General features: G+C 53.6%; 12 protein-coding genes. 3 read left to right on the forward strand and 9 right to left on the reverse strand.

The annotated features are described in order from the left end of the window. Window positions 1-10: 10 nt before the first annotated feature. The 6 genes from WM46_RS18490 to cpxP form a co-directional block, all read right to left on the reverse strand. Window positions 11-1,345 carry an MFS transporter gene (locus WM46_RS18490; protein ID WP_042325550.1) on the reverse strand — a complete coding sequence of 445 codons (1,335 nt, stop codon included), beginning with the start codon at window positions 1,343-1,345 and terminating at the stop codon, window positions 11-13. A 265-nt stretch (window positions 1,346-1,610) separates the two neighbouring features. Then, complete coding sequence (locus tag WM46_RS18495; protein WP_061075676.1) at window positions 1,611-2,366, reverse strand: CDP-diacylglycerol diphosphatase; 756 nt, start codon at window positions 2,364-2,366, stop codon at window positions 1,611-1,613. Between the two features lie 102 nt (window positions 2,367-2,468). Beyond that, on the reverse strand, window positions 2,469-3,458 hold the full coding sequence (gene sbp / locus WM46_RS18500; RefSeq protein ID WP_102602997.1) for a sulfate/thiosulfate ABC transporter substrate-binding protein Sbp: 990 nt from the start codon (window positions 3,456-3,458) through the stop codon (window positions 2,469-2,471). A gap of 203 nt (window positions 3,459-3,661) precedes the next feature. After that, window positions 3,662-4,624, reverse strand: a complete 963-nt coding sequence (gene pfkA, locus WM46_RS18505) for a 6-phosphofructokinase (RefSeq protein ID WP_061075678.1) — start codon at window positions 4,622-4,624, stop codon at window positions 3,662-3,664. A gap of 185 nt (window positions 4,625-4,809) precedes the next feature. Beyond that, on the reverse strand, window positions 4,810-5,712 hold the full coding sequence (gene fieF, locus WM46_RS18510; RefSeq protein WP_061075679.1) for a CDF family cation-efflux transporter FieF: 903 nt from the start codon (window positions 5,710-5,712) through the stop codon (window positions 4,810-4,812). Between the two features lie 148 nt (window positions 5,713-5,860). Next, on the reverse strand, window positions 5,861-6,361 hold the full coding sequence (gene cpxP / locus WM46_RS18515) for a cell-envelope stress modulator CpxP (RefSeq protein ID WP_061077946.1): 501 nt from the start codon (window positions 6,359-6,361) through the stop codon (window positions 5,861-5,863). A gap of 150 nt (window positions 6,362-6,511) precedes the next feature. Between cpxP and cpxR the strand changes: the two genes are divergently transcribed. Both cpxR and cpxA read left to right on the forward strand, forming a co-directional pair. Beyond that, window positions 6,512-7,210 carry an envelope stress response regulator transcription factor CpxR gene (gene cpxR / locus WM46_RS18520; protein ID WP_001033731.1) on the forward strand — a complete coding sequence of 233 codons (699 nt, stop codon included), beginning with the start codon at window positions 6,512-6,514 and terminating at the stop codon, window positions 7,208-7,210. Beyond that, window positions 7,207-8,580, forward strand: a complete 1,374-nt coding sequence (cpxA, locus tag WM46_RS18525) for an envelope stress sensor histidine kinase CpxA (protein ID WP_044328277.1) — start codon at window positions 7,207-7,209, stop codon at window positions 8,578-8,580. Before cpxR ends, cpxA begins: the two co-directional genes overlap by 4 nt. Window positions 8,581-8,695: 115 nt before the next feature. Here the strand turns inward: cpxA and yiiM are convergent, their stop codons facing one another. Continuing rightward, window positions 8,696-9,370, reverse strand: a complete 675-nt coding sequence (yiiM, locus tag WM46_RS18530; RefSeq protein WP_061075680.1) for a 6-hydroxyaminopurine reductase — start codon at window positions 9,368-9,370, stop codon at window positions 8,696-8,698. Window positions 9,371-9,523: 153 nt separating this feature from the next. On the opposite strand from yiiM, the gene WM46_RS18535 reads away from it, so the two are divergent. Next, a complete protein-coding gene (locus tag WM46_RS18535) occupies window positions 9,524-10,414 on the forward strand; it encodes a dihydrodipicolinate synthase family protein (RefSeq protein WP_061075681.1) in 891 nt (296 codons plus the stop codon). An 85-nt stretch (window positions 10,415-10,499) separates the two neighbouring features. On the opposite strand, the gene kdgT is transcribed toward WM46_RS18535, so the two are convergent. Further along, entirely contained in the window at window positions 10,500-11,483 is a 984-nt protein-coding gene (gene kdgT, locus WM46_RS18540) for a 2-keto-3-deoxygluconate transporter (RefSeq protein ID WP_061075682.1), read from the reverse strand. 193 nt (window positions 11,484-11,676) lie between these two features. Then, a complete protein-coding gene (gene sodA, locus WM46_RS18545) occupies window positions 11,677-12,297 on the reverse strand; it encodes a superoxide dismutase [Mn] (RefSeq protein WP_044257452.1) in 621 nt (206 codons plus the stop codon). Between the last annotated feature and the right edge of the window lie 84 nt (window positions 12,298-12,381).

The raw sequence follows: 12,381 nt of genomic DNA on the forward strand, positions 1-12,381 counted from the left end.
CTGCTCCTCCTCACGCCTGACGCTGCGCCAGTTCACTCTGGATATCGCGGTAATAATCGTTGTTGATCAGATACTTTTTCATCACCACGCCAACCACCAGATGGAAGATGGCAGGGATGAGCGTCATCATCAGCGCAATGCCGGTCAGCGAGCTTGCACTCTGCTGGACATCCGCCTGGTAGCCGAAGTGGCTCAGCAGGAAGCCAAGGACGCCGCCGGCAATCCCCATCCCGAATTTCTGAAAGAACAGAATGCCGCCGAAAGCCAGTCCGGAAACGCGCAGCCCGGTTTTCTTCTCGCCGTAATCGACCGCCTCCGCGATGGAAGACCAGAACACCGGCATTTGCATGTCGCAAAAGAAGTTGATGAGAAAGTAAAAGACAAAGGCGAGGATCAGGTTCTGCTGCCCGACGCAGAGATACATGCCGATACTCAGCGCGAAGGTCATCAGTTGGGTGTAGCGGAACATTTTTATTTTGTCCCAGAACTTAGTCACCCACGTGGTCGCAATCATCGCCAGAATAGACGCCACGACGCCGACGGTCAGGAACGGTGAAATCAGGCTGTCACCGCCATTCAGATAATATTTGGCGTAATAGGCGGCGACCGAACCGCGGATCACGTAGCCGCACATCAGCAACATAATCACCACGCCCAGAATCAGCCACTGGTCGTTACGCAGCAGATTCGCGAACTGCTGTTTGACTGACAGTGACGGCAACTCAGGCTCGCTGCGTTCGCGGGTGGTCATAAAGCAGAAGATAAACAGCACAGCGCCCATCGCCCCCATCAGGCCCATAGAGAGCTGATAACCCAGCGCTTTATTGCCTTGTCCCAGCCAGACCGCCAGCATGGGAACCACAATCGTCACCAGAAACGCGGCGATTTTGGTCATCACAAAACGATACCCGTTGGCGCTCAGACGCTCACCCGGATCGTCCGTGATGACGCCAATCAGAGAGATATAAGGGATGGTGATCGCGGTATAGACCAGCGTCATCAGGATGTAAGTGAAATAGGCCCACGCCAGCTTCGCCGTATACGCCATATCCGGCGTGATAAACATCAGATAGACGGCAAAGCCAAATGGAATGGCAAACCATAACAACCATGGACGATAGCGTCCCCAGCGGGTCGACACTTTGTCGGTCAGCATTCCCATTGCCGGATCGATAATGGCATCGATCATCCGCACAACCACCAGCAGCACCCCCACATCTGCTGCCCGTAAACCGTAAATATCCGTGTAGAAATATGCCAGCAGTAGCTGCATGGCAATAATCACTACGTTGATCGCCATATCCCCGGCGCCGAAACCTATTTTTTCCACGATAGACAATTTCATATCGGTATTCCTTTTGCGCCGTTCAGCGCAAGAATGTCGAAAAAAGGATGACGTAACTACGTGAAATAAAAGCTTTTATGATTAACGCATGACCCAGAAAACCAGGATCAGGTGTTATGAGGGAGTGTAATGGAATCATAAAAGATATAAAGGTATACCTTTATATCTTTTGATCGAATTCACATTATTTTAACCAACGATACATCTTCGCTGGCCTGAAGTGGGAGATTGTGCAAAAAAACACCGACAACCGTCGGCATGGCGATCAGGGCTGAGTCAGGAGCTTACAGTCGTGATCCTGAATTTCTTCCGCCGAGGCCCGGTTAAACGCCAGCATGTTGCGCTGCGTCGCCAACAGAACAAAAGCGTCATCGCTTTGACGCGCCAGCGCCAGCGCATAGCTGCCCATTCGCTCGCGCGCTTCCGGCACCTCTTCTGCCAGCATCATAAACGGACTGCGCTGCGCCAGTTCGCTTTCCGTCACGCGACGGGCGAGATATTCATGACCACGCAGTCCGCCCGGCAACGGTAGCCAGCGGGTGCTGATTTTGGCCTGGTTAGCGTCCAGTTGCGCTCTGACATCAGGACGAAGGCAGGAGATATGGATGTGGAAATGGTTTTGCGTCCGTCCGCTGCGCGAATTGATTGCCAGCGAAACGACGCGGTCCGGAATATCCTGGCCATACTTCTGGCTCATGAAATCGCGCGCCTGCCAGGCCAGCCAGAAGAAATTCGGCGTGTATTGTTCCACCAGCAACGGACTCTCGGTGCCGTTAATGCGGTAAGTCGGCATCAACAGATATTGCAGCGGGCCATTGCGATCTTTAAAGACCACATATCCGGCATCGGGCTTCACTTCGGCACATGGCGCAGGGTTTTGATGCTGCAACTGGTTGGGCAGGCATTGCTCAAGGACAATCTTACGCAACGCATCCGGGTTTCCGGCCAGCTTCCAGTAGCCAAAACCTGCCGCTGCGACAATAACGACAACGGCCAGTAGTCCACAGCCTGTTTTTTTCATAACGCGTTCCCTGTATCTCAACGGCCTGCAAGAGTAACGCAAAATGATGACAAATAAAAAAGCCCGGCGGCAAGTGCCCCGGGCCTCTACTGCGCTCCGCGTTTAGCGCTTGCTGATCTGATCGAACGTTCCGCCATTCGAGAAGTGTTCTTTCTGCGCTTTCGTCCAGCCGCCGAACTCCTGATCAATGGTGAAGAGCTTCAGTTTCGGAAACGCATTTTCGTATTTCTTCGCCACATCCGCATCACGTGGGCGGTAGTAGTTTTTCGCCGCAATCTCCTGACCTTCCGGTGAGTAGAGATACTTCAGATAGGCTTCTGCCACGGCCTGAGTGCCTTTCTTCTCGGTCACTTTATCCACGACGGAAACCGTCGGTTCAGCCAGAATGGATTCGCTCGGCGTCACGATTTCAAATTTATCTTTGCCCAACTCATTGGTCGCCAGCAGCGCTTCGTTCTCCCAGGCGATCAGTACATCGCCGATGCCACGTTCCACGAAGGTATTGGTCGAACCGCGCGCGCCAGAATCCAGCACTTCGACATTCTTAAACAGTGCCTTCACAAAGTCCTGCGCTTTCGCCTGATCGTTGTTGTTGTGGTGCAGTGCATAGCCCCAGGCAGCCAGGTAGTTCCAGCGTGCACCGCCGGAGCTTTTCGGGTTCGGGGTGATCACTGAAACGCCGGGCTTAACCAGATCGTTCCAGTCATGAATTTGCTTCGGGTTACCTTTGCGAACCAGGAACACAATGGTGGAAGTGTAAGGCGCAGAGTTGTCCGGCAAGCGCTTGATCCAGTTTTTATCAATACGGCCGCGCTCGGCAATCGCATCAACATCATAGGCCAGCGCCAGCGTCACCACATCCGCCTCAATGCCGTTAATCACCGAAGTCGCCTGTTTGCCTGACCCGCCGTGCGACTGACGAATCACCACGTTATCGCCCGTTTCTTGCTTCCAGTGCGCGCTAAAGGCTTTGTTGTACTGCTCGTACAGCTCACGTGTTGGATCGTAAGACACGTTCAGTAATTGAATATCCTTTGCCAGAACGCCGCTGGATGCCAGCAGCAAGGTTAACCCCACGCCCCATTTGTTCATCGCCCAACTCTCTTATGTTGTGTTGTGATGAGCAAAGCGTGCCAGAAAGGCATCCAAACATTAAAGAATAAAAAAAGATTGGCTATAACTTGGGGGAATATATGAAGGGCTTATGCCGGATGGCGGCTGACGCCTTATCCGGCCTACAAGTCTTTGCGATCTGTAGGCCGGATAAGCGTAGTGCCATCAGGCGCAGAGAAGAATCAGTACAGTTTCTTCGCGCAATCCAGCCAGTCACCTTTGAACGGACGCTTCATGTTTTCGATAGCATCGATGATGTCATGGTGAACCAGTTTTTCGTTCTGAATACCGACGCAACGACCACCGTGACCTTCCAGCAGCAGTTCAATGGCGTAAGAACCCATACGGGAAGCCAGGATGCGGTCGTAAGGCACTGGAGAACCGCCGCGCTGGATGTGGCCCAGTACGGTCGAGCGGGTTTCACGGCCCGTCTCTTTCTCAATGTAATGCGCCAGTTCGTCGACATCGCACATGTGCTCAGTGATTGCCACGATAGCGTGTTTCTTACCCTTCGCGATGCCCGCTTTGATTTCAGCGACCAGATCGTCACGGCTGAATTCCACTTCCGGTACCACAACGAACTCACAGCCACCGGCAATCGCCGCCGCCAGCGTCAGGTCGCCACAGTAACGGCCCATCACTTCAACGATAGAGATACGCTGGTGAGAAGACGAGGTGTCGCGCAGACGGTCAATCGCTTCAACCACGGTGCCCAGCGCCGTAAAGTAACCGATGGTGTAGTCAGTGCCTTTGATATCGTTATCGATAGTGCCAGGCAGACCGATGCACGGAAAGCCCATTTCAGTCAGGCGTTTCGCCCCCAGGTAAGAACCGTCACCGCCGATCACCACCAGCGCGTCGATTCCACGTTTTTTCAGGTTTTCGATAGCCACGGCGCGGACGTTTTCGTCACGGAACTCCGGGAAGCGAGCGGAACCCAGGAAGGTACCACCGCGGTTAATCATGTCGGACACGCTATAACGGTCAAGTTGCACCATGCGGTCTTCGTACAGACCCAGGTAGCCATCATAAACCCCCATGACTTCCAGTCCTTCCGTCAGTGCTGCACGCACCACACCACGGATTGCTGCGTTCATGCCCGGCGCATCACCGCCGCTTGTCAACACACCGATTTTCTTAATCATGACTACCTCTGAACTTTGGAATGCAAAATGAAGTCTGTTGCCGGAAGTCGATCCTGCATAGCGAGACGATCCAACGAATATGCAAATAGTATAACAATCACTTCCTGCTGAATTGATTCAGGTCAGGCCAAATGGCGGTAATTTATACACAAAATGCGGGCCTGGCTCTCTTTTTTTACGCTCACTTACGAAAGCTCAAACCTTTTGCCTTCCCTGGGGACGACGGAACACGGGTCCTGATGGATAATGACATCGGAGCCCGGAAAACGCCGTAAAATCGCCTGCTCTACCTGTTCAGCCACAACATGCGCCTGAACGAGCGGCAGATTATCTTCCATTTCCAAATGAATCTGAATAAAGCGGGTCGGCCCTGACTGCCGCGTACGGAGATCGTGAGCACCACTGACGCCCGGCCATGATGTCACGATGTCAAAAATTTCCTGACGTTCTTCATCGGGTAATGCGCGATCCAGTAACGACTGGACGGCATCATAGCCCATGCGTAATGCACTATATAAAATATAGATGCCAATCCCCAATGCAAACAATGCGTCCGCGCGATGCCAGCCGTACCAGGCCAGACCGAGCGCCACGAGAATCGCACCGTTCATCATAACATCAGACTGATAATGAAGCATATCTGCCCGTACTGCCTGGCTTTGCGTCCGCTTCACCACCCAGCGCTGAAACGAGACCAGCACCACAGTACATATCAGGGCGATAATGGTTACCACAACCCCCACGCCGGGATCCTTCATCGGCGTAGGTGAAATCAGATGCTGGATACCGGTTAAAAACAAAAACAGCGCCGAACCGGAAATGAACATGCTTTGCGCCAGCGCGGCCAGCGATTCCGCTTTGCCATGACCAAAGGTATGTTCATCATCCGCCGGCTGCAGCGAATAGCGCACCACTAACAGGTTAGTGAGCGACGCGGCGATATCTACCAGCGAGTCGACCAGCGCCGCCAGAATACTCACCGATCCGGTATACCACCACGCAAAAATTTTGATCAAAAGTAACAGCGACGCCATCACTGTCGCGGCAATGGCCGCCCGACTGACTAACCGCCCATAGGATTGATTCATAAACACTCCTGCCCTCTTATGCCGGTAGTATAACGGATGGTGTAAGACAGTCAGTGATTATGACAGTGACAATTTACAGGCAAAAAAAACCCCCACATCATGTGGGGGAAGACAGGGATGGTGTCTATGGCAAGGAAAACAGGGTTTACTACTGGGAACGTGAGTTGCTACTACTCAATAACTTCAACGAAGAACTTTTTTGCCATTGCGTCACGTCGCGCAACTGCTCCATTCTTTGTTGATGCTTCTCGTTTAAAACCGCTTGCTGCTCGGGGGTAAGCAGGCGATACATCTGGTTGCGGACTCTGGCCATTTCGACCTGTCTGCTAACCTGTGCCTGCGCCATCTTTTCTGCCTGAGCGCGTACCGCGGTTTCATCAAAATTTTCTGCGGTAATAAGACGATGCATCGTCTCCATTTCGCTAACATTAACAGGCGCCTGTTCATGTCGGGCCTGCTGCATCAGATCTCGCATCTGTTGACGCTGATGTTCGGTTAAACTTATGCCGTCAAACATATGGCTTTGTACAGTGCGCGGCGCAGGGGATTCACCCGGGTGCCAGTTATCGCCTGTAACGACTTCAGCTGCATGGCTAACCGTACTGAGTGCCAGCGTTGAGGCCATGACGGCAGCGGTAACTTTGCGCATCATTTGCTCCCAAAATCTTTTCTGTCGCGATTCAACGAGAGACAGTTTACGATTCGGGCTGCAAACATGCGTCAGGGGGTGTAAAACAACGTAAAGTCATGGATTAGCGACGCCTGATGACGTAATTTCTGCCTCGGAGGTACTTAAACAATGAATAAAATCCTGTTAGTTGATGATGACCGAGAGCTGACTTCCCTGTTAAAGGAGCTGCTCGAAATGGAAGGCTTCAATGTGCTGGTTGCCCATGACGGGGAGCAGGCGCTTGAGCTTCTGGACGACAGCATTGATTTACTTTTGCTTGATGTCATGATGCCGAAGAAAAACGGTATCGATACGCTGAAAGCGCTTCGCCAGACACACCAGACCCCCGTGATTATGCTGACCGCCCGCGGCAGCGAACTGGATCGCGTACTCGGCCTTGAGCTGGGTGCGGATGACTATTTACCGAAACCGTTTAACGATCGTGAACTGGTCGCCCGTATCCGCGCGATCCTGCGTCGTTCACACTGGAGCGAGCAGCAGCAGAGCAGCGATAACGGTTCGCCGACGCTGGAAGTGGATGCCCTTAGCCTTAACCCGGGCCGCCAGGAAGCCAGCTTTGATGGCCAGACGCTGGAGTTAACCGGTACCGAATTTACCCTGCTCTATCTGCTGGCGCAGCATCTCGGCCAGGTGGTATCGCGTGAACATTTGAGCCAGGAAGTGCTGGGTAAACGCCTGACGCCTTTCGACCGTGCCATCGACATGCATATCTCCAACCTGCGGCGCAAACTGCCGGAGCGGAAAGACGGGCATCCGTGGTTTAAAACCCTGCGTGGTCGCGGCTATCTGATGGTTTCCGCTTCATGATAGGGAGCTTAACCGCGCGCATCTTTGCCATCTTCTGGTTGACGCTGGCACTGGTGTTGATGTTGGTACTGATGTTACCCAAGCTCGACTCACGCCAGATGACCGAGCTACTGGACAGCGAACAGCGCCAGGGGTTAATGATTGAGCAACACGTAGAAGCTGAACTCGCGAACGATCCACCCAATGATTTAATGTGGTGGCGTCGCCTGTTCCGTGCGATTGACAAGTGGGCGCCGCCGGGACAGCGGTTATTGCTTGTGACCACCGAAGGACGCGTGATCGGCGCAGAACGTAGTGAAATGCAGATCATTCGTAACTTTATTGGTCAGGCGGACAACGCCGATCATCCGCAGAAGAAAAAGTACGGTCGCGTTGAAATGGTGGGGCCCTTCTCCGTCAGAGACGGGGAAGATAACTACCAGCTTTACCTGATTCGACCGGCCAGCAGTTCCCAATCCGATTTTATCAACCTGCTGTTTGACCGCCCGCTGTTGTTGCTGATTGTCACGATGTTAGTCAGTTCCCCGCTGTTGTTATGGCTGGCGTGGAGCCTGGCGAAACCGGCGCGTAAGTTGAAAAACGCGGCGGATGAGGTGGCTCAGGGTAACCTGCGTCAGCATCCGGAACTGGAAGCCGGCCCGCAGGAATTTCTTGCCGCAGGCGCCAGTTTTAACCAGATGGTGACCGCGCTGGAACGGATGATGACCACGCAACAGCGTCTGTTGTCTGATATCTCACACGAACTGAGAACCCCGCTCACCCGTCTGCAACTGGGGACCGCGCTGTTGCGTCGCCGCAGCGGCGAGAGTAAGGAACTGGAGCGTATTGAGACCGAAGCGCAGCGTCTGGACAGCATGATCAACGATCTGCTGGTCATGTCGCGCAATCAGCAGAAAAACGCGCTGGTCAGCGAAACGATGAAGGCCAATCATCTGTGGGGCGAGGTGCTGGATAACGCCGCCTTTGAAGCCGAACAGATGGGCAAATCGCTCACGGTGAATTTCCCGCCGGGACCGTGGCCGCTGTACGGTAACCCGAACGCGCTGGAAAGTGCGCTGGAAAACATCGTCCGTAACGCCCTGCGCTATTCACACACGAAGATTGAAGTCGGCTTCGCGGTGGATAAAGACGGGATTACGATCACGGTGGATGATGATGGTCCTGGCGTCAGTCCGGAAGACCGTGAGCAGATTTTCCGCCCGTTCTATCGTACCGATGAAGCGCGCGATCGCGAATCCGGCGGCACCGGTCTGGGTCTGGCGATTGTAGAAACCGCCATTCAGCAGCATCGCGGCTGGGTGAAAGCCGAAGACAGCCCGCTGGGCGGTTTACGGCTGGTGATTTGGTTGCCGCTGTATAAACGTTCGTAACGGTATAGTGCCGGATAGCGGCGTAAACGCCTTATCCGGCCTACAACTCTCCACGAACGGTAGGCCTGATAAGCGTAACGCCATCAGGCATTTTTTCCGTTGCGGATAGCAGCGCTTATTTTCCCCACAAACGCCGTGATTGATCTTCGATTTTGCCGCTTAAACGACGCTTTTGCATCGTTCGCGTCCAGCTCTTCGACAGCCCTGCCGCTGACAGTAAACGATGGTACTGTTCATCATCAAAAGGCATATGCCAGGCTATGGCGATCGCCTCCTGCACGCTGACGTCGCTAACGCGGGAGAGCAACTCCAGTGGCGCATCGGCTGACACCATGCCAGGCGCAATCACGCTGCACAGCCAACCCGTTTTGCCGCAGTTCTGCATCAGGCTCGCCATATCACTGATACCAAAGTGGAAATTGAGCTTGAAGCACGGTGAACGCGGCTGAGTGACCTGAATCAGCGCTTCGCCCCAACGGAAAATATCGCCGATATAAACATTTTGTTCCGTCAGGCCATCGGTAGAGAGGTTCTCGCCAAACGCCGGGGCCACGAATTGATCCGCTTGCTCCGGGAATTCACGCGCCCAGTACAGGTAATGCTCGCGCGGATAATGGCATAGCGCACGATCGGGCCCGCCGTGGATTTTCGTTTCTGCCTGTTCATCGCCTTCCAGACCCAGTTCCGTCAGCATCAGTTCGCCATCGACCTGAATTTTGCCAATCGCACTGGGGCGGCTTCCCGCGTAGTCCTGAATCTTGCCGCTGAACACGTCTACTGGATATCGCATCTGGTCCCTCTCCCCGATAAATTTGCCCTATTTAACCACAATTATTTTACCTCAACCGCGCAAAATGAGAGCAAGGTTCACACGACGCGCAGATATCCATGCTATCAATGGAAGTGATTTTGAAACGCCATTTCATAATAAGGAGTCAACAACGTGACAGGTCAAACGCAGTTTGCTGGCGTCTGGTGCCCCTCCATTACGCCAATGGATCAGGATGGTAATATCGATCTCAACGGTCTGAGCCAACACCTTCAACGCCTGACTGACGCAAAAATCGACGTAATTTTGCTGATGGGCAGTATCGGGGAGTTCGCTTCCTTCACCCTCGACGAACGCCTGCTGTTGATTCGCGAGGCGCGCGCCATGAGCTCGCTGAAGATGGTGGCTAACGTCTCCTCCACCTGCATCCACGATGTCTTGCGGATGGCGCAGGAAGCCTATCGTACGGGCTACGATGCAGTGATGGTTCTGCCGCCCTATTACTACGGTCAAACGCCGAAGCAGCTGCTGAGCTACTTCCGCCAGTTGGGACAAAAGCTTAGTGGTAAATGGTTCGCCTACAACTTTCCGCCGCGCACCGGCAGCGATTTAACGCCGGATCTGGTCGCCCAGCTTGCCAGCGAGTTCCCGAACTTTGCCGGGATCAAAGATACCGTTGACTGTCAGTCGCATACCCGCAGAATGATCGAGGCAACTCAGGCCGTGCGTGACGACTTTGCTGTCCTCTCAGGCTATGACGAGTACTTTATTCCCAATCTGCTGGCTGGCGGCGCGGGGATTATCTCTGGACTCAACAACGTGATGCCGGAGCTGTTTGTCAGTGCGCGTGAAGCGTTCAAGGCCGGTGACCTGGCGGCCCTTCGCGACATTCAGCAGAAAATTGGCGTGTACATGTCGATTTATGCTATCGGCGAAGATTTCGTCACCACCATCAAGACGGTGGTATCGCGGAAGTTTGGCTATTGCACGGGGGTTTCACGCAATGCGGGCGGCGAGTTAAACGAACACGATTGCCGAACGATTGATGAGGTGTTTGGTCGTTAAAAGACAAGGCCCGGTGAGATTCACCAGGCCTTGTTATGACGCAAAAACAAGCCGGATAAGCGTAGTGCTATCCGGCTTTATTGTATTATTTCACTGCATTCTGGATTTCGACTGTCGCCACTTTTGCTTTGACCTTCTTCGACCAGATGGAGGTGATAATCGGCACCAGGATTGATGTCACAATCACCGAGGTAGCGACCAGCGAAGTTGCAGCCGGCGCCATCGGTTTAAACGCGGGCACCATTTCTGCGATCAGTACCGGTGTCGCCACTGCAGCCCCTGCTGAGCTGGAGGCGGCAATCCCTGCTGTACCGTCACCGCCGCCAATCAGTTTATCGGCAATGATCAGTGGGATACCGGTGACGATAATCACCGCCACACCCAACAGAATACCCAACAGACCGGTCTGTGCGATCACGCTCAGATCGATGGTATTACCCAGCGCAAAGGCGAAGAAGGGGATCAGCGTCTGGACGGCTTTACTGAAGAATTCGCGCAGTTCCGGGTCCAGGTTACCCAGCGTGAAGCCCACCAGGAAAGGCAGCACTGCGCCGACAAACACATGCGGTTCAAACGACGCAATCCCGGCCGTACCGAGGATGATCATCGTCATCAGCGGGCCAGATTCCAGTGACATCAGAACAAATGCCCCGGCCTCTTCTTTGGTGCCGTACTGTTGCATAATGGACGCGTACAGCCCGCCGTTGGTCATGTCCATTGCCGCAACCAGCGCCAGTGTCGACAGCCCGGCAAAGAATCCTGCCTCCACGCCATGTTCAGGAATAATCCGCGAGGCAATCGCCGCCACCACCCACGCCACGGCAATTTTAGTCACCACCAGCGTCCCGGACTTACGCAGGACGGTACCCGTCGCGCTCAGCTTGATGGAGGCCCCCATGCAGAAGAACCACACGGCCAGAATAGGCACCGTGCCGGTGATCATCCCGTTGGTGAATGAGCCAAAATATTTCCCCGCGTCAGGAGAGAACGTGTGACACAACGCGCCCAGGAACAGAGGGACGAGCATCATGCCACCAGGGATTTTTTCTATCGTGCGTTTAATCTGCATTTCCATCACCTTCCGATGTAAAGATGTGTCAACGATAGACATTCAGCACAATAATAAAAGTGATCCCCACCACATAACAAAACAATGTTTCAATTTTTGTGGATCACTGTTTTCGATTCGATTTTGATCACAAAAAAACCCCACCGGCCACGCCGACGGGGTCATATAAACGCGATGTCTTGTTAAATAAGACTTATTTTTTTGCAGCGAAACGCGCAGCCGCTTCGTCCCAGTTCACCACGTTCCAGAACTCTTTAATGTAGTCCGGACGACGGTTCTGGAATTTCAGGTAGTAAGCGTGTTCCCAGACGTCCAGGCCCACAATCGGGAAGCCGGACGCGCCAGAAATCGCTTCGCCCATCAGCGGGGAATCCTGGTTTGCGGTTGAAACGACCGCCAGTTTGTCGCCTTTCAGCACCAGCCAGGCCCAGCCGGAACCGAAACGAGTTGCGGCCGCTTTTTCAAACTCCGCTTTGAAGTTATCAACAGAGCCGAAATCGCGTTCGATAGCCGCTTTCAGATCGCCCTGCAGGGTAGTGCCCTTTTTCAGGCCTTTCCAGAACAGGCTGTGGTTAGCGTGACCGCCTGCGTTGTTACGCAGAACGGTTTTCTTGTCGGCCGGTACCTGATCCAGTTTAGCGATCAGCTCTTCAGCAGACAGGTTAGCGAATTCAGGCAGACTTTCCAGCGCCGCATTGGCGTTGTTTACATAGGTCTGGTGGTGTTTGGTATGGTGGATTTCCATCGTCTGCTTATCGAAGTGCGGTTCCAGCGCATCATAAGCGTACGGCAGGGATGGCAGTGTATAACTCATAATCATCTCCATTATTGTCGAGCGGCCGGGTGTTAACGCCGCGTAAGCAGTTGGTTCATTATAGTTAATTAAATGATATTGAAA

The organism is Citrobacter freundii complex sp. CFNIH2, assembly GCF_002880615.1.
Classification (GTDB): domain Bacteria; phylum Pseudomonadota; class Gammaproteobacteria; order Enterobacterales; family Enterobacteriaceae; genus Citrobacter_A; species Citrobacter_A amalonaticus_F.